Annotated in this window: 18 protein-coding genes; 9 read left to right on the top strand and 9 right to left on the bottom strand. The window is 61.1% G+C overall.

The annotated features are described in order from the left end of the window. The first annotated feature begins 32 nt into the window (after positions 1 to 32). Genes mreC through FGE21_RS07220 form a run of 6 tightly spaced genes read left to right on the top strand, consistent with a single transcriptional unit; the run spans position 33 to position 5976 of the window. Positions 33 to 980 (top strand): rod shape-determining protein MreC, encoded by a 948-nt coding sequence (gene mreC, locus FGE21_RS07195; protein WP_139662621.1) that lies wholly within the window; start codon positions 33 to 35, stop codon positions 978 to 980. Further along, positions 973 to 1512, top strand: a complete 540-nt coding sequence (locus FGE21_RS07200) for a rod shape-determining protein MreD (protein ID WP_139662622.1) — start codon at positions 973 to 975, stop codon at positions 1510 to 1512. Before mreC ends, FGE21_RS07200 begins: the two co-directional genes overlap by 8 nt. Further along, positions 1509 to 3455, top strand: coding sequence for a penicillin-binding protein 2 (gene mrdA / locus FGE21_RS07205; protein ID WP_139662623.1), 1947 nt, complete (start codon positions 1509 to 1511; stop codon positions 3453 to 3455). The genes FGE21_RS07200 and mrdA overlap by 4 nt, the downstream gene beginning before the upstream one ends. After that, positions 3452 to 4591 (top strand): rod shape-determining protein RodA, encoded by a 1140-nt coding sequence (gene rodA, locus FGE21_RS07210; RefSeq protein ID WP_139662624.1) that lies wholly within the window; start codon positions 3452 to 3454, stop codon positions 4589 to 4591. Before mrdA ends, rodA begins: the two co-directional genes overlap by 4 nt. A 51-nt stretch (positions 4592 to 4642) precedes the next feature. After that, positions 4643 to 5053 carry a VOC family protein gene (locus FGE21_RS07215; RefSeq protein ID WP_139662625.1) on the top strand — a complete coding sequence of 137 codons (411 nt, stop codon included), beginning with the start codon at positions 4643 to 4645 and terminating at the stop codon, positions 5051 to 5053. Further along, positions 5050 to 5976, top strand: coding sequence for a glyoxylate/hydroxypyruvate reductase A (locus tag FGE21_RS07220; RefSeq protein ID WP_139662626.1), 927 nt, complete (start codon positions 5050 to 5052; stop codon positions 5974 to 5976). The genes FGE21_RS07215 and FGE21_RS07220 overlap by 4 nt, the downstream gene beginning before the upstream one ends. Positions 5977 to 6101: 125 nt before the next feature. Here the strand turns inward: FGE21_RS07220 and FGE21_RS07225 are convergent, their stop codons facing one another. The 9 genes from FGE21_RS07225 to FGE21_RS07265 form a co-directional block, all read right to left on the bottom strand. Further along, on the bottom strand, positions 6102 to 8117 hold the full coding sequence (locus FGE21_RS07225) for a M3 family metallopeptidase (RefSeq protein WP_139662627.1): 2016 nt from the start codon (positions 8115 to 8117) through the stop codon (positions 6102 to 6104). Between the two features lie 177 nt (positions 8118 to 8294). Beyond that, on the bottom strand, positions 8295 to 9101 hold the full coding sequence (locus tag FGE21_RS07230) for an amino acid ABC transporter permease (protein ID WP_139662628.1): 807 nt from the start codon (positions 9099 to 9101) through the stop codon (positions 8295 to 8297). 69 nt (positions 9102 to 9170) lie between these two features. Continuing rightward, a complete protein-coding gene (locus FGE21_RS07235) occupies positions 9171 to 9959 on the bottom strand; it encodes a transporter substrate-binding domain-containing protein (RefSeq protein WP_139662629.1) in 789 nt (262 codons plus the stop codon). 2 nt (positions 9960 to 9961) lie between these two features. Beyond that, positions 9962 to 11041, bottom strand: coding sequence for a molybdopterin-synthase adenylyltransferase MoeB (locus FGE21_RS07240; RefSeq protein ID WP_139662630.1), 1080 nt, complete (start codon positions 11039 to 11041; stop codon positions 9962 to 9964). Beyond that, complete coding sequence (gene dut / locus FGE21_RS07245) at positions 11038 to 11526, bottom strand: dUTP diphosphatase (RefSeq protein ID WP_139662631.1); 489 nt, start codon at positions 11524 to 11526, stop codon at positions 11038 to 11040. Before dut ends, FGE21_RS07240 begins: the two co-directional genes overlap by 4 nt. Positions 11527 to 11849: 323 nt before the next feature. Continuing rightward, on the bottom strand, positions 11850 to 12185 hold the full coding sequence (locus FGE21_RS07250) for a hypothetical protein (RefSeq protein ID WP_255731413.1): 336 nt from the start codon (positions 12183 to 12185) through the stop codon (positions 11850 to 11852). A gap of 368 nt (positions 12186 to 12553) precedes the next feature. Further along, positions 12554 to 13750, bottom strand: a complete 1197-nt coding sequence (gene coaBC / locus FGE21_RS07255) for a bifunctional phosphopantothenoylcysteine decarboxylase/phosphopantothenate--cysteine ligase CoaBC (RefSeq protein ID WP_139662632.1) — start codon at positions 13748 to 13750, stop codon at positions 12554 to 12556. Between the two features lie 75 nt (positions 13751 to 13825). After that, entirely contained in the window at positions 13826 to 14677 is an 852-nt protein-coding gene (locus FGE21_RS07260) for a ChaN family lipoprotein (protein ID WP_139662633.1), read from the bottom strand. Beyond that, positions 14674 to 15552 carry an RNA polymerase factor sigma-32 gene (locus tag FGE21_RS07265; protein WP_139662634.1) on the bottom strand — a complete coding sequence of 293 codons (879 nt, stop codon included), beginning with the start codon at positions 15550 to 15552 and terminating at the stop codon, positions 14674 to 14676. Before FGE21_RS07265 ends, FGE21_RS07260 begins: the two co-directional genes overlap by 4 nt. 197 nt (positions 15553 to 15749) lie before the next feature. Between FGE21_RS07265 and cobU the strand changes: the two genes are divergently transcribed. Genes cobU through FGE21_RS07280 form a run of 3 tightly spaced genes read left to right on the top strand, consistent with a single transcriptional unit; the run spans position 15750 to position 17586 of the window. Continuing rightward, positions 15750 to 16268, top strand: coding sequence for a bifunctional adenosylcobinamide kinase/adenosylcobinamide-phosphate guanylyltransferase (gene cobU / locus FGE21_RS07270; protein ID WP_139662635.1), 519 nt, complete (start codon positions 15750 to 15752; stop codon positions 16266 to 16268). Further along, positions 16265 to 16846, top strand: coding sequence for a histidine phosphatase family protein (locus tag FGE21_RS07275; RefSeq protein ID WP_139662636.1), 582 nt, complete (start codon positions 16265 to 16267; stop codon positions 16844 to 16846). Before cobU ends, FGE21_RS07275 begins: the two co-directional genes overlap by 4 nt. 59 nt (positions 16847 to 16905) lie before the next feature. Continuing rightward, on the top strand, positions 16906 to 17586 hold the full coding sequence (locus FGE21_RS07280; protein ID WP_139662637.1) for a glutathione S-transferase: 681 nt from the start codon (positions 16906 to 16908) through the stop codon (positions 17584 to 17586). Positions 17587 to 17635: the final 49 nt, after the last annotated feature.

A 17635-nucleotide genomic window follows, 5' to 3' on the forward strand; every position in this document is an offset into this window, starting at 1 on the left:
CGGGGTGACCCCCTGCGGTTGAAAGGAGAGCCTTGGCCAAAGACCGGTCACAGCGCGAAGAATACACCGGCCCGCTCAAGCGCTTGCTTGTGGGGATTTTGGTGTTGGTGCTTGCCGTCATCTTTCTGATCTGGCGGATCGACAGCCCCCGGGTTGAACGGTTTCGCGCGCAGGTCGTGGATGCGGTGGTGCCCAACATGCAATGGGCCATGGTTCCCGTCACCGGCACCATCAACCTGCTGCGCGATTTCCAGAGCTACCAACGCCTGTCGGAACAGAATCGGGAACTGCGATCCGAGCTGCGTCAGATGCGGGCCTGGAAAGAGGCCGCCTTGCAACTGGAACAGGAAAACGCCCGGCTTCTTGATCTCAACAACGTACGCCTCGATCCGCAGTTGACCTATGTGACCGGTGTTGTGCTGGCAGACAGCGGCTCGCCCTTTCGCCAATCCGTCCTGTTGAACGTCGGCGCGCGCGACGGGATCATGGACGGCTGGGCCGCAATGGACGGTATCGGACTGGTGGGCCGGATTTCAGGCACCGGCCTGGACACCGCCCGCGCCATCCTTCTGACGGATGCCGCCAGTGCGGTTCCGGCGACGCTGCACCCCTCCGGACAGAACGCATTGGTCAGCGGCGACAATACCGCAGCCCCGCTGCTGAACTTTGTCGAGAACCCGGAATTGGTTCGCCCCGGAGACAGGGTCGTGACCTCCGGAGACGGGCATGTGTTTCCACCGGGCCTGCTGATCGGGCAGGTGGCGCAGGACCGTGCCGGGCGCCTGCGGGTCCGCCTGTCGGCAGATTATGAACGTCTGGAATTTCTGCGGGTGCTGCGCCATCAGGGCAGCGCGCCCATCACCGATCCCGGTGCCCTGATCGCGCCGGTGCCCGATGATATGATCCCGCTGCCGCGCCCCGACAGCCTGCTTGACGGCGTCACGCCCGAGGGTCGCGCAGAAGAGGCCGAAAATGGCTAGGATGACGCCGGCCGGAATTTGGTTCATGCGCGCGGTCTTTGTCGCGGTGGCGCTGGTGATCATGTTCTTTCGCCTCCTGCCCCTTGATACCGTGCCGCGGCAATGGAGCCCGCCTGACCTGTTGCTGGCAACCGCGCTGGTCTGGTCAGCCCGCCGCGCGGATTTCGTCCCACCGCTGCTGATTGCATCCGTCATGCTGCTGGCGGATCTGTTGCTGCAACGCCCGCCCGGCCTCTGGGCGTTGCTGGTATTGCTGGCTTGTGAATTCGTCAAATCCCGCCTCCCCGCCAGCCGGGAGACACCCTTTCTGGGGGAATGGTTCGCAATCTCTGTGATCATCGTCGGCATCACTTTGCTCAACCGAGTGATCCTTGGCATATTGGCCGTGGAACAGGCCCATATTGCACTGATACTGGTGCAGGTGATCATGACCATCGCCGCCTATCCGGTCGTGGTGTTCCTGAGCCAGAGCCTGCTCGGTGTGCGGCGTCTCTCGCCTGCCGAGATTGAAACCATGGGAGCGCGGCTGTGAAACGTAGCCCGAAAGATCTCGACGGAAGCCACAGATTGCTGACCCGCCGCACGCTGCTGCTGGGCGGGATGCAGCTCGGCTTTGTCGGCGCCCTGGGCATGCGCATGCGGTTCCTGCAGGTGGATCAGGCGGATCAATTCCGGCTGCTGGCCGAAGAAAACCGGATCAACATTCGCCTGATCGCCCCCAGCCGGGGTGAGATTTTCGACCGCAACGGTCTGATCATTGCCCAGAACTCGCCGTCATACCGTATTGTTCTGGTGCCAGAGGATGCAGGCGACGTCGAGCAGGTCATTGCAAACCTGTCCCGGCTGATCACGATTGACGATGAGGATCTGGAACGGGCACGGGCGGAAATGCGGCGGTCGCCACCCTTCCTGCCGATCACCCTCGCCGATCAGATCTCCTGGAAGGACATATCCAAGGTCGCAGTCAATGCCCCGGCCCTTCCCGGTATCACACCAGAGGTCGGATTGACCCGTGTCTACCCGCTGCAGGATGATTTTGCCCATGTTGTCGGCTATGTGGGGCCGGTCTCGGACTACGATCTGTCGCGGATCGAGGATCCGGAGCCGATCCTGCGCATCCCGAGGTTCCAGATTGGCAAAGTCGGGTTTGAAGCAAAACGAGAGGCCTCACTGCGGGGCAAGGCGGGGGCCAAACGCGTCGAAGTGAACGCCATGGGCCGGGTGATGCGTGAATTGGACCGGCGCGAAGGGGAATCCGGGGCCGACACGCAGTTGACGCTCGATGCCGAATTGCAGAATTACGTGCAGGCAAGGCTCGGTCGCGAGAGTGCGGCAGCCGTCATCATGGATGTGGAGAACGGCGATCTCCGCGCCATCTGTTCCAGCCCGAGCTTTGATCCGAACCTCTTTGTGCGGGGCATTTCGGTGGCGGACTACCGCGCGCTGACAGAAGATCCCTTTCGCCCCCTTGCCAACAAAACCGTTCAGGGCACCTATCCTCCCGGCTCCACCTTCAAGATGGTCACGGCGTTGGCAGGGCTTGAAAACGGCCTCATCAGCCCCGAGGAAACCACCTGGTGCCCGGGGCATCTGGAGGTCTCCGGCCGTCGGTTCCACTGCTGGAAACGGGCGGGCCATGGCCATGTCAACCTGCTGGACTCGCTCAAGGGGTCTTGCGACGTCTACTATTACGACCTCGCCATCAAGGTTGGGATAGACCGCATTTCCGAGATGGCAAACAAACTGGGTCTCGGCGTGCGTCACGACCTGCCCATGTCGGCCGTCGCTGCAGGTCTCGCGCCCAACCGGGACTGGAAATCACGCGTGCACGGACAGGAATGGCTGGTTGGTGACACGGTGAACGCCTCCATCGGGCAGGGCTTCATGCTGGCATCACCACTGCAGCTGGCGTTGATGACGGCGCGTATTGCATCCGGTCGCAGTGTCACGCCGCGGCTGGTCAAATCCATAGACGGTGTTGAGGAAGCCTCGGGCGAAGGCGCTCCGCTCGAGATCAGCGACATTCATCTGCGCAATGTCCGCAAGGCCATGTTTGCGGTCAGCAACGACCGGCGCGGCACCGGATATCGCTCGCGTATCATTGCCGAAGGGATGCGCATGGCCGGCAAGACCGGAACCAGCCAGGTCCGCAATATCACGGCGGCAGAGCGCGCCGCTGGTGTGATCCGCAACCAGGATCTGCCGTGGGAACGCCGCGATCATGCGCTTTTTGTCTGCTTCGCCCCATTCGACAAGCCCAAATACGCCGTTTCCGTTGTGGTCGAGCATGGCGGCGGCGGATCAACGGCGGCGGCCCCCATTGCGCGCGACCTCATGTTGCAGGCGCTCTATGGCGGGACCCCTCCGCTGGAGGCCTATCCGGCCAGTGATCGCCAAAAGATCGAGGCCCAGCAGGAACGGCTGGAACGAGAGCGGCTGAAGCGCCGCGAGAGCAGTGGCAGCGATCAGGCATGAGTTATCTCGAGTATCATTCAAAGACCACGCCGACCGGGCTGCGCAAAATCCTCTATCTCAATTGGCCCCTGGCACTGTTGCTGGCTGCGGCCGCAGGCGTCGGTTTCCTGATGCTCTATTCGGTGGCGGGCGGCTCCTTCAGCCCCTGGGTCGAACCACAGGTCAAACGGTTCCTGCTGGGAATGGGGGTCATGATTTTCGTCGCCATGGTCCCGATCTGGTTCTGGCGCAATATCTCGGTGGTGGCCTATCTGATGGCGCTGCTTCTGTTGGTGGCGGTCGAGTTCTTCGGCACTATCGGCATGGGGGCGCAACGGTGGATCGACCTGGGGCCGGTGCGGCTGCAGCCGTCGGAGCTGATGAAAATCACGCTGGTGATGATACTGGCCGCCTATTACGACTGGCTGCCCGGCAAACGCACCTCCCGGCCCCTGTTTGTCGCGCTTCCGGTTCTGATCATAATTGTGCCGACCTTTCTGGTACTGAAACAGCCGGACCTGGGGACGTCCATTCTGTTGCTGGCGGCCGGGGGCGGGATCATGTTTCTTGCCGGTGTCCACTGGGCCTATTTCGCAGCCGTTATCAGCGCCGCCGTCGGATTGGTCTCTGCTGTGTTCAAAAGCCGTGGCACCGATTGGCAACTGCTCAAGGACTACCAGTATCGCCGTATCGACACCTTTCTCGACCCATCGCAGGACCCCCTGGGCGCGGGCTACCACATCACCCAATCGAAAATTGCGCTTGGCTCCGGCGGATGGTCAGGGCGCGGCTTCATGCAGGGCACGCAATCCCGGCTGAACTTTCTGCCGGAGAAACACACAGATTTTATCTTCACCACATTGGCCGAGGAATTCGGCTTTGTCGGCGGCATGACGCTGTTGTCGATCTATGTGCTGATCATCGTCTTCTGCGTGGCCACGGCCGTGTCGACAAAAGACCGATTTTCATCCCTGGTCACGCTGGGAATTGCGCTCAATTTCTTTTTGTTCTTCGCGGTGAACATGTCGATGGTCATGGGGCTTGCGCCCGTCGTCGGGGTGCCGTTGCCGATGGTATCCTACGGCGGATCTGCGATGCTGGTTCTGCTGGCCGCATTCGGCATCGTCCAAAGCGCAAACGTCCACCGCCCCCGATAGCGCAAACAGTGCCGGATCAGCGCCGGCGCAAAGATTTGAAAAGGACCCCGCATGAGCATTTTTCACCTCGCCTACAATGTGGATGACCTGGACGCCGCCCGAGAGTTTTATGGCGGCACGCTGGGGTGCAAAACAGCACGCAGCACCGACAGTTGGGTCGATTTCGATTTCTTCGGCCATCAGATTTCATTGCACCTTGGAGATCCTTTTGTGACCGCCAAAACCGGCCACGTCGGAGAGCATCTGGTCCCGATGCCCCATCTCGGGGTGATCCTGCCGCTCGACCAATGGAGGGAACTGGCAGAGCGACTGCATGAGGCCGGGGTGGACTTCGAAATCCCGCCGACCACGCGGTTCAAAGGAGAACCGGGCGAACAAAGCACGATGTTCTTCTATGATCCGGCCGGCAATCCGATAGAAATCAAGGGGTTTGCCAATATGGAGGGGGTCTTCGCAACATGATCAACGTGCTTTTTGCCGCCCGGCCCGAACGCTGGAGCACCTATGAGGCCCCCCTGAAGACAGCCTTTGCCGCCCGTGGTCTGACCGTCGATCTCCGTCAGGAGTTTGCGCCGCAGGACGTTGACTATATCGTCTACGCACCGAATTCGCCGCTGCAGGATTTTCGCCCCTACACACGCTGCAAGGCGGTGCTGAACCTCTGGGCCGGGGTGGAAAAGATTGTCGGCAATGAGACGCTGTCTCAGCCTCTGTGCCGTATGGTCGATCCGGGCCTGACGCAATCCATGGTGGAATGGGTCGCCGGGCATGTGCTGCGCTACCATCTGCAAATCGACCGCTGCCTCGCCTGTCAGGATCGATGGGAGCCCTTTGTGCCGCCCCTGGCGGAAGAGCGCAGGGTGGCGATCCTCGGACTCGGCGCGCTGGGGCAGGCCTGTGCGGATACGCTGTGCCATCTCGGGTTCAATGTATCCGGCTGGGCGCGCACCGCAAAAGACATCCCCCCAGTGAGCTGCCATCATGGGCCGGAGGGGCTGCGAGAGGTCCTGTCCACGGCGGATATTGTGGTGCTTTTGCTGCCGGACACGCCGGAAACCCTGAACATCCTCAATGCCGAGAGCCTGAGCTGGCTGCCCGCCGGCGCGCGGATCATCAACCCCGGCCGCGGGCCATTGATCGACGACAGCGCCTTGATCGCTGCCCTCGACAGCGGTCAGGTTGCACAGGCAACACTGGATGTCTTTCGGGTGGAGCCGCTGCCGGCGGGCCATCCCTATTGGGCGCACCCGCAGGTGACCGTCACGCCTCATATCGCGGCGGAAACCCGGCCGATCACGGCGGCGCGGGTGATTGCGGAAAACATCGACCGAGGGGAGGCGGGTGCCCCTTTCCTGCATGAGGTCGATCGCTCTCGCGGATATTAGAACGGGACGGCGAGAATACCTCTGCCGTTCCAGACATCTCCGCGCTGAGGACCGGTCCCGACATAGGCCCCGACATAGGCCCCGGCGCGGAGATGTGTTTCACCCTGCGGGCGGGGTCCGCAGTGTCACTCTGCTGCCAGGCCACGCCCCTTCAAAAGCGCATCGACCCCCGGCAGACGCCCGCGGAAGGCCCTATACAACTCGGCGGCATCCCGGGATCCGCCGGTCGAGAGGATGTTTTCCTCCAGCGCCCGGGCGCGTTCCGCATCAAAAGCTCCACCGGCTTCTTCGAAGGCCGCAAAGGCGTCCGCATCCATGACTTCGGACCACATATAGCTGTAATAGCCCGACGAATATCCGTCCCCCGAGAACACATGGGCGAAATGGGGCGTTGCATGGCGCATCCGGATGGCGTGCGGCATCCCCAGGTCCGCCAGCACGTCGGCCTGTTTCGCCATCGGATCGGCCGGCGCGGCACCATCGTGGAATTCCAGATCGACAAGCGCCGAGGCAACATATTCCACGGTCTGGAACCCCATGTTGAAGGTCGCGGCCCCGAGGACCTTGTCGAGCATGTCCTTCGGCATCGGTGCGCCGGTTTCCGCATGCGTGGCAAATTCCTGCAACACCTCCGGCACTTCCAGCCAATGTTCGTAGAGTTGGCTGGGCAATTCTACGAAATCACGTGCGACAGAGGTCCCCGAGACGCTCTCGTAGGTTACGTCGGACAGCATCTGATGCAGGGCATGGCCGAACTCGTGGAAAAGGGTGCGCGCGTCGTCATAGGACAACAATGCCGGATCCCCTTTGGCGAAATTGCAGACGTTGACGACAATCGGTGTCTGCACCTCGGGGAACTTTGCCTGTGCCCGCATGGCCGAACACCAGGCGCCGGAGCGTTTTGAGCCACGCGCGAAGTAATCCCCGATAAAGACCGCCAGATGCTGCCCGCCCCGGGTCACTTCCCAAGCGCGACAGTCCTTGTGATAGAGCGGCACATCCAGCGGCGCAAACTCCAGCCCGAACAGGCGGTTGGCGCAGGCGAAGGCCGCCTCGATCATGCGGTCCAGCTGCAGATATGGCTTCAATTCCGCCTCATCGAGGTCATGCTCGATCTTGCGCCGCTTTTCGGTGTAGTAGTGCCAGTCCCACGGCTCCAGATCCCCGTTGATCCCATCCTCATGCATCATCCGGGTGAGCACCTCGGCGTCCCTGTCGGCCTGTGCCTTTGCAGGTCCCCAGACATCCATCAACAGATCCCGCACCGCACCGGGCGTTTTTGCCATCTCGGTTTCCAGCTTGTAGGCTGCGAAGTTTTCATAACCGAGAAGCGCCGCGCGCTCCTGTCGCAGCGCCAGAATTTCGGCAGCGATCTCGCGGTTGTCGTGCTCTGCTCCGTTGGCGCCGCGTGCAACCGAGGCGCGATACGCCTTTTCGCGCAGATCGCGACGGGGCGAGAACTGCAGAAACGGTGTCACGATGGACCGCGCAAGGGTGACGACCGGCCCATCGGCCCCCTTGTCTTCGCCTGCGGTGCGCGCCGCGCTGACGACAAATCCGGGCAGCCCCTCAAGGTCGTCATCGGACAGCGGCATGACCCAATCCCGCTCGTCCGCGAGAAGGTTCTGGGTGAAGGTCGTGCCCAGGGTCGCCAGCCGCGCCTTGATCTCCTGCATGCGGGTATCTGCCGCCCCTTCCAGCGCCGCGCCCCCACGGACAAAGCCCCGGTGGGTCAGCATCAATACCCGCGCCTGTTCCTCTGTCAGATCCAGATTGTCGCGCTGGTCCCAGACGGCCTTGACCCGGGCATACAGCGCCTTGTTTGCCGTGATCGCGGAAAAATGAGCCGCCAGTTTCGGCGAGAAATCCCGCTGCAGCGCCTCGCGCTGCGGGTTGCTGTCGGCGCCGGCCACCGCATAGAACACGGACAGAACCTGCTCCAGCGGGGCGCATGGGGTTTCCAGCGCCTCGATCACATTTGCGAACCCCGGAGGCTCGGTGCTGGCGGCGATGGCATCGATCTGCCTGGAATGGATCGCAAGCGCTTCGTCCAGCGCAGGGGCGAAGTCCTGATCCGAAATCTGGTCGAAGGGCGCAATTCCGAAAGGTGTTTTCCAGTCGGACAACAGCGGATTTGTCATGAGGCATATCTCCTTTGCGATGACGCTAGCGGGTCTTGGGAGGCGCTGCAATCGCGTCCCGTCGGCGGCGTGGCCGCCGAGCGCCCAGGCTCGACCTGCGCTGCACCTGTCAGGGTCGACGGCCTGCCAGACGCGCCAGCGAGCCGCGGCCCGGGCATTGCAGGAGCGACAGCAGCCTCAGCCGCGCTGGTGACGGTTGCGCAGCCGACGTTCCAGCCCACGCAGCGCCAGCGACAGGGAGATCGTCATCGCCAGATAGACCAGAGCGACCATGTTATATGTCTCGAAATAGCGGAAGTTTCCGGCGGCCGTGACCTTGCCCAGTTGGGTAATGTCCAACACCCCAAGCACCGACACCAGAGAGCTGTCCTTGACCAGCGCCACGAAATCATTGCCCAGCGGCGGCATCACCGTTCGGATCGCCTGTGGAAAGATGACAAACCGAAACCGATGCCAACTGCCCAGCCCCAGCGCCTTGGCGGCCTCGATCTGTCCGACCGGCACCGAGTCCAGACCGGCGCGAAAGACCTCGGCGATGAAGGCGGAATAGGCGATCATGAGCGCCAGGATCGCCCGCCACAGCAGCGGGAAATGGCGGGTCCGCACGTCTTCCATTCCCAGCAGCCCGCCAACCCAGTTGCGCAGATCGACCAGAGCGGGGGCCAAGACGAAGGCAACATAAAGGAGCAATACGATGATCGGCACGCCGCGGACGATTTCGATATAGAAACGGCACATCTGACGCAGCACAATCCATCGGGATTTGCCACCCAGCGCCAGCAGAAGCCCCAGAGCGCTCGCCGAGAAGAAGCTGACGCCCGTCACAAAGACGGTGACACCGATGCCGCGCCAAAGCGTCGACATGATCTGGGCATAGACCTCGCTCTGGACGACCTCGACACCGAGGTAAATCGCCGTGAGCGCCACAGCGACAAGCCACCAGGGAAAGTCATCCTTTTCTTCGCGCTTGCGCTGTTCGGCCATTGCATCATCCAATTACGACAAACCCCGGCCAAAGTGGCCGGGGTGAGAATTCAGGTCAGAACGTCGGGTTTACTGGCCCATCTTGTAGTCAAGAAACCACGTCTTGTTGAGCGCATCCAGCGTCCCGTCTGCCTTCATCTCGGCCAGAGCCGCATTGACCGGGGCGACCAGATCGCTGCCTTTGGGAAAAATGAAACCGAAATCCTCGGTGCCCAGCGGCTCGCCCACGATCTTGAGAGCGCCCCCCGCTGCGGCGACAACGCCATTGGCGGCCGTGCTGTCCGAAAGCGCCAGATCCACATCGCCCGCGCGCAGCGCCTGCAGCGACGCGCCGAATGTCTCGAACAGTTTGATCCGCGGATTGGCTTCGTCCCCGTCGAGCACATCATAGACCGTCACGTAAAAGGGGGTCGTCCCCGGTTGTGCCGCCGCCAGCAGATCCGTATCGGCGGCAAAGCTTGCCGCATCGTCGAAACGGTCCTCATCCCCCGCGACAATCATCTGCATCTGTGAGGTCAGATATGTGTCCGAAAAGTCGACTTTTTCCCGGCGGTCATCGCGAATGGTAATCCCATTCATCGCCATGTCGTACTGGCCCGCCCCGATGGCCGGGATCATCGCGTCCCAGCTGGAGTTTTCATAAACGACGGTGATGTTGATACGCTTGGCGATTTCGGCAACCGCGTCATATTCCCAGCCGATTGCCGAACCGGAGGCGGGATCGACGAATTGCAGCGGCGGGTATGTGTTTTCGGTCACCACCACCACTTCGCGCCCGCCGAGATCCGGCAGATCGGCGGCAGATACACCAGTGGCAAGAACAGCCGCCGCAGCGGCCAAAGCAAGAATACGGGTCATGGTCAGTTTTCTCCTGTCGAGGCCGGTACGATCCGGGACTGTCCACAGATGGGGCAGTCGGCGCGCGCACTTAGGGTGATCCGGCGGGTTTCACCATAAAGGCCATCGTAGATCAACATCTGCGCGCGCAACACCTCTCCGGCACCCGAGATCTGCTTCACGGCCTCCATCGCCATCATCGCCCCCAAAACGCCGGGCAAGGGGCCGATCACTCCCGCCTCGGCGCAGCTGGGTGCGAGGCCCGGCGCCGGTGCTTCGGGGAATATGCACTGATAGCAAGGTCCGCCTCGCGCCGGGTCAAATACGGAAATCTGACCTTCCCATTGGCTCAACGCACCAGAAATCAATGGTTTTTCCTGCGCAACCGCCACCCGATTGGCAAGATAGCGGGTGGCAAAATTATCGGATCCGTCGAGAATGAGGTCAAAGTCGGAAAACAGATCCGCCGCGATATCATCGCTCAACCGCCTGTTATAGGGGCGTACGGTGATAAACGGGTTCTGCGCCTCCATCGCGGCCTGTGCAGAAAACACCTTGGCGGTGCCAATATCGCGATCCCGGTGAATCACCTGCCGCTGGAGGTTGGCATTTTCGACGACATCGTCATCGATCACGCCGACTGTTCCAACCCCCGCCGCCGCCAGATATTGCAGCGCAGGCGCCCCGAGCCCCCCTGCCCCGATCACCAGGACACTTGCATCCTTCAACCGTTTCTGGCCAAGCCCCCCCACCTCTCGCAGCACAATATGGCGGGCATAGCGATTGAGTTCGACCTCGCTAAATGGCGGCGCCTCGGCACCGGATGCGGCCTGCGCCCCCTCCGCCCGCTCTGCCCGCGCCCGCAGGTGCTGCAGCCCCATGGTGTAGACCGCGACCAGCCCCCCGGCTCCCGCCAGAATGAACCACAGGCTGGCCGACCCTCCGGTCGCCTCACGCAGGGGGGCGCCGTCGGGCAGCGTCAGCTGCAGGATGACGACTGCGGAAAAAAGCACCGTCAGCAGTGAAATTCGGACAGGGCGCGTCACCTGCATGAGACGCCCGCCCCACCAGATCATCGCCGCCAGGCCAAGCACAACAATCACGCGGCACCTCCAGAACCGGTGGACCCAAACCCTCCGGCACCACGATCCGTCTGCTGCGAAAAATCCTCCACGACCTCCAAAACCGGGCGCAAGATCGGGACAAACATCAGCTGAGCAATCCTTTCGCCGGGCTGAATGACAATCGGAGCATTGTCGGCCGGGTTTCGGTTCCACGCGCTGATAAAGACCTGTCCCGTGTAATCCGCGTCGATCAGACCGACACCATTGCCCATCACCAGACCTTTTTTGTGGCCCAGCCCGGACCGTGGCAAAACCAGCGCCGCGCATTGCATATCCTGCATGTGCAGTGCCAGACCGGATGGGATCAAAACGGCGGCGGCCTGCGGCTCCAGGGCAAGTTCGGCGTCGATGCAGGCATATAAATCGACCGCCGCCGCTCCGGTGGTCTGATAGGTGGGCAGCCCCCATTCCCGGATGCGCGGATCAATAATTTTCAGTTCCACCGCAAAGCCCCCGTGCTGCATCTCGCCATCCTCATGCTCTTCTTCTGCCGACCCGTTCTTGGGCTGGCAGTGGTCATGTTGCGGTTATGCCCCGGAACACACCAGAAACGCCACCGGTCAAATGGTGGTCACGGTTCCTGTCCCTGCGACTCGTCGCGATCCGATGCTTCCTGTTCCGGGATGCGGGATCACCCCCGGGCAAATTTCGGGCAGTTGTGCCTGTGCGCCGGGAAAACTGCGGGACCGTGGGGTTGTCTGACCTTGGTGAAAACGGCGGGTCACGACGGTTTTGGCGACGGATCGCCCTCCCATGTATCTTTGGGCTTTGTCCGCTGCGACCGTCCTCAGCCAGTGGGCAGCAGGTCCAAGAGGGCCAGTTGGATATCTTCTTCGGACGCAGGCTTTTGCACAATCCGCCCCCGCACCGGCCGGGATTGCAGCTCGGCCACATTCTCCCTTTCGGTCAGCAGCAAGATCGGTATGGATTTCGCATTTGCCGCAGCCACGGCACGGTGGCAATCTTTTCCCCGTACCGTCAAATCCACGACACACAAATCAAAGCGCTGGCTTTGCAACATCTGGCAGGCATCGATTTCACTGGTGGCCAATTGAGGCGTCCCAATACGGTTCATCAGGATCATGTTGCACAAAAGCTGACCGAGCAGGGCATCGTCTTCCAATACAAGGATCTCAATCTGATGATGTCTCACTCGAGCACCATTGAGCCAAAATAGATCACACAGATGACACCGGGAATGCGTCCATTCCAATTCTTTCCAAGCGTATCAATCATTTAAAACTCAACCTCCAACTCGCGCCGATATCAATATTTCCTTCAATACAGACACATAGCGAAATACAAAGCCCGAGTCGCAAAATTACAGCGACGCGCCCCTCGTCAATTTAGACCCAAAAAAGTTAACCGGCCAACTACCGTCCGTAAAAAAACGAACGCAGAACATTTGGAGAGGGCCCTGCCTGCCAGGCTTCTGACACATAGACTCCGAGGTCTTGGCTGTGTGCGTCTCCGCCTGCAACCCTGCCCGTATTAACAGTCCAGAGCAGATGCGATACGCTTTGCCAGTCGCTCTGCAACCGCCTCTTTTGCCATACGAGGCCAGGTTTCCGCGCCGTCCTCACTGATAAGCGTCACCGCGTTTTCGCCGCCGCCCATTATGCCCGTCCCCGGGGACACATCATTGGCAACGATCCAGTCGCACCCTTTCCGGAGACGTTTCTCGCTCGCATATTCCAGAACGTTATTTGTTTCCGCGGCAAACCCCACAACCAGCGCCGGACGATTGGTCTTCATTGTCGATACGCGTTTCAGAATATCCGGGTTCTCGGCAAACTCCAGAACCGGCAGCCCCTCTTTGGTTTTCTTCATTTTTTGGCTTGCGGCCGATACAACGCGCCAATCCGCAACAGCTGCGGCAAAGACGCCCGCATCCGCCGGCAGGGCCGCCAGGACCGCGGCCTCCATTTCGCGCGCGGTTTGCACCGGTACGACCTCTACGCCCTCGGGCGGGCGCACCGTTGCCGGGCCCGTGATGAAGACCACCTCCGCACCCAATGCCCGCAGAGCACGGGCCACCGCCGTCCCTTGCGCGCCCGAGGACCGGTTGGCGATATAACGTACCGGATCAATTGGCTCATGCGTCGGACCGGAGGTCACGATTATGCGCTTTCCCGCCAAAGGTCCCTTCTCGAATCTGGCGGCGACTGCGGCAACGATTTCCTCCGGTTCAGACAGCCGTCCGGGACCGAACTCACCGCAGGCCATGCCGCCTTGGTTTGGTCCGACCACCTCAATGCCATCGTCAATGAGCCGCGCCAAATTGCGCTGCGTTGCCGGGTGTTCCCACATCCGGACGTTCATCGCCGGAGCGAGAAGCACCGGCGTGTCCGTCGCCAGCAAAAGCGTTGATGCCAGATCGTTCGCCAGCCCCTGCGCCATCTTGGCCATCAGATCCGCAGTCGCCGGCGCAACCACCACCAGATCGGCGCTGCGTGACAGTTGGATATGCCCCATGTCAGCTTCTGCCGTCAGATCAAACAGGTCGCGATGCACGGCACAGCCGGCAAGGGCCGAGACCGAAAGAGGTGTCACAAACTCTTCGCCCGCCTTGGTGAGAACCGGAGTGACCCGCCCCCCCTGATCCTGCAGGCGTCGGATCAGATCCAGCGCCTTATAGGCCGCTATTCCGCCCCCGATGATCAGGAGAATGTGTTTACCTGCCAGCATGATGCGCCCTCATCCCTTGTCTTTTCACAATGCTACCGTGCCCATGGGAGAGAGGGAAATGCTTTTGCGCAGAAGCTACCGGAAGGCGGCGCAGGGATCGGGACGGTCGACCGGATCCGCCGAAAGGACCACGTCAAACGTCCCGTCGATGCGGCTTCCTTCGGCCTGCCCAAGCACCCGAACCGAGACATGCGGCGCGGCCTGTGCCAGATACACCGGCACGCCACGATCCAGACGGGCGTGCCCGTTTCCGGTCACGATGACCACCGGCCCGCCCACCTCATTCCAGGCCTGCAACGCCGCGCGCGCCAGACTGGCATCCCGCAGGCGTTGAATGTCGACCATCGCAGGCAACAGATCCTGAGGCAGCGCATCACAATGAGCCGAAAGCTGGTCGGCTTCGCGGCGCATCTGCTCCGCTTCGGCCAAAGGCTGGTCGAGACCAAAGACCTCGGCATCCCGCGTTCCGAATGACGCAACGATCCCGGATTGCATAGAGGCCCGCGCCTTGTCGCGTGGGACCATGGCCCCGAGGTGGCGCGCCGCACGTGCGGCCTCAAACACGGGTTGGTACAGGGCAAACTCAGGCCATCCCGAGGCGGACCAGTCCAGCAAATCGCCAAGGGTTTCAGGGCTTTCCAGTTCCGCAGGCGTCAGAAGCGCAGCTTGGGAGGGCGTCAGCATCTCCCATACGACCGCCGTGGGATCGAGTTCCGAGATCAGGCGCGCCTGAATGCGATGGTGCTCAGGATTGTCATGGGTTTCACCCAGAATGACGATGTCTGCGGCGGATAGGATTTCTGCCGCCTGTTCTACCGTTTCTGACTGAGCGTAGGCACCACCCAAGCCAAATATTGCAGATCCGACAGAGCTGACAGCGGCGCGGGCGATGAATGAAACGGCATGGCGCCTGAATGGTATCCTCATAGGAGGAAGTTCTGCACCTCACGCGACTGGCCTTCAAGAGATTTTCGCATTTTCTGGAATGCAGCGGCTTCCAACTGACGGACGCGTTCCTTGGAGAGACCAAGCTCGCTGCCAAGGCTTTCCAACGTACGCGGCTGTTCCCGAAGTTTGCGTTCCCGCACGATAAACCGTTCGCGGTCGTTCAACCCATTGAGCGCGGTAATCAGCCATTCCCGCAGCTGGCGCGTGTCGTGATCTGCCTCGACCAGCTCGGCGGCCTGCTCGCTGTCATCCTCCAGCGCGTCGATCCACTCGCGGCCGTCCTCATCCGCCGATTGCACCGCATTCAAGGAAAAATCGGCCCCTGCCAAACGGCCATCCATCATCTCCACGTCGCGCAGGGGAACGCCGATCTCCTCGGAAATCATTTGCTGCAGTTTGTGACGATCCAGCTCGACACCTTCGCTCTGCGCTTCGCGCTCCAGTTGCGCCTGCACCCGGCGTAGGTTGAAGAACAGAGACTTTTGGGACGATGTTGACCCGGTGCGCACCATCGACCAGTTGCGCATCACATAGTCCTGAATCGACGCTTTGATCCACCAGACCGCATAGGTTGAAAAGCGCACCCCCCGGTCAGGATCAAATTTCTCGGCAGCTTTCATCAGGCCAAGACCCGCTTCCTGTATCAGGTCGTTCATGGGGGCACCGTAGCGCCGGAACTTCGACGCCATCGATATAGCCAGACGCATATAGGCGGTGATCAACCGGTGCAGCGCCTGTACGTCGCGCTGATCGCGCCAGGCGTAGGCAAGCGCCAGCTCCGTTTCAGCGTCCAAAAGCTCGGCTTTCATGGCTCGCTTTGGAAGAGGGTTTTCAGATGTGTCATCCAGTGCCATTTTAAACTCCCTTTTCCATAAGCTACGTTTACAACGCGCGAGGGGCGGCTTTGGTTCAAAAATATTTTTGATGCGTATCGAAAATGAACTGAGATTTCGGTAGTACGTCGGCAGCACAGCGCCGTAATGCCGTTTAGAAACCGAACAAATTTAGTGGCACAACGGGCAGCACACTTACAACTTAGAGGTTAGACACCTTGGCAAGCAGAGTCACAGTTATTCTCGGCGGTGCGGCGTCCGGAAAATCGGCGTTTGCCGAACAAACATGCGTATCCACAGGCAAAAACAGGATTTATTGGGCGACTTCACAAATACTTGACCCAGAGATGCAAGACAAGGTGGACCGCCACCTTGCCCAACGCGGAGGCGATTGGACCACGATCGAGGACCCTCTGGACGTCGCGGCGGTTGCATCCCAGCTCTCGGGGGGGGATGTCCTGTTGATGGAGTGTGCCACGATGTGGCTGAGCAATCACCTCTTTGCCGATCATGATCTCGCAGCCGAGACCGACGCCCTTCTGGCCGCGTTTGCCGCCTGCCCGGCGGAAATCGTGGTGGTGACCAATGAAACCGGCCTTGGCATCGTCCCTGAAAACGCAGTGGCACGCCGGTTTCGCGAAGCGCAGGGGCGGTTCAATATCGCATTGTCCGCACGGGCGGATTGTGTCGTTCTGGTCGCCGCCGGCCTGCCACTGGTCCTGAAGGGCGCCCTGTGATCACCCGGTTCCATATGGTGCGGCACGGCCCCACCCACGCGCGCAGCATGGTCGGCTGGTCTGATCTGCCCGCGGACCTGTCAGACGCGGCTCAGCTGTCGCGCCTGGCGCAGATGTTGCCCCCTGAGGCGGTCGTGGTCTCATCCGACCTGATCCGCGCGGTGACGACGGCCGATGCCATTCAGGGATCCCGCCAGCGCCTGTCCCATACTGCGGATCTCCGGGAAATTCATTTCGGGGAGTGGGAGTTGCGGACCTGGCGCGAGGTGGATGCCGAAACCCCGGACCACATCCGCGCATTCTGGGAAACCCCCGGCACGATTGCCCCGCCCGGCGGAGAAAGCTGGAATGACCTGTCAAAACGGGTCTCGACACGCATGGATCATCTGGCGCAGGCCCATGCCGGGTCGGATGTGATCGTTGTCGGTCACTTCGGTCAGATCCTCTGTCAGGTGCAACGGGCAGCGGCCCTGTCCCCCTCCGACGCATTCGGCCACAAGATCGACAACCTTTCGGTCACCCGCATAGATCACACCGACGGAAAGTGGATACCCGGCCCGATCAATCAAATTTTGTGATGGCTTCGCATATAAATATTCATTTTACTGATATTGAGAATATGCACTAGTGTCGCCCTATGACATATACACTCTACATCGGTGATCGCATGTTTTCCAGCTGGTCTTTGCGCGGCTGGCTCATGCTTGAAAAGTTCTCCTTGCCCCATGACGTGCAGTTGGTGGGGCTGTATTCCGGCACAATGGCGCAGGATCTTGCGCCCCTGGCGCCAGCCCGCCTCGTTCCGGCCCTGAGGCTGCCGGAGGGCACTGTGGTGGGGGAAACGCTGGCTATGGCGGAGACGCTGGCCGAACGCCATCCCGATGCCCAGCTGTGGCCCGAGGATGCCGCCTGCCGTGCCACGGCGCGCTGGCTTTGTGCCGAAATGACCTCTGGTTTCAGCGCCTTGCGGGGCGACTGCCCGATGCAGCTGAACCACATCTGGCAGGGGTTTGCCCCCTCGCCGGCGGTTCTGAGCGACCTGGATCGTATTCAGACGCTGTTCGCGCATGCCAGATCCGTTTCAGGTCACAAAAGCGGGCCTCTGTTCGGGGCATATAGCCTCGCGGATGTTTTCTATACGCCCGTGGCGGCGCGGATCATCGGATATGATCTGCCGGTCTCTGACGCCACACGCGCCTATTGCGCCACGCTTTTGAATGATCCCGCCGTGCACCAGTGGCAGAATATGGCCCGACAGGTCACCTACGACCCCCTCCCCTACGCTCAGGACCTCGAACACCGGCCCTGGAGCGTCTGACGATTTCGCGGCAGGTTTACGGCCAACTTAACCAATCAGTAACCACGAT

This window comes from Phaeobacter sp. B1627, assembly GCF_006265095.1.
Taxonomy (GTDB): Bacteria; Pseudomonadota; Alphaproteobacteria; order Rhodobacterales; family Rhodobacteraceae; genus Epibacterium.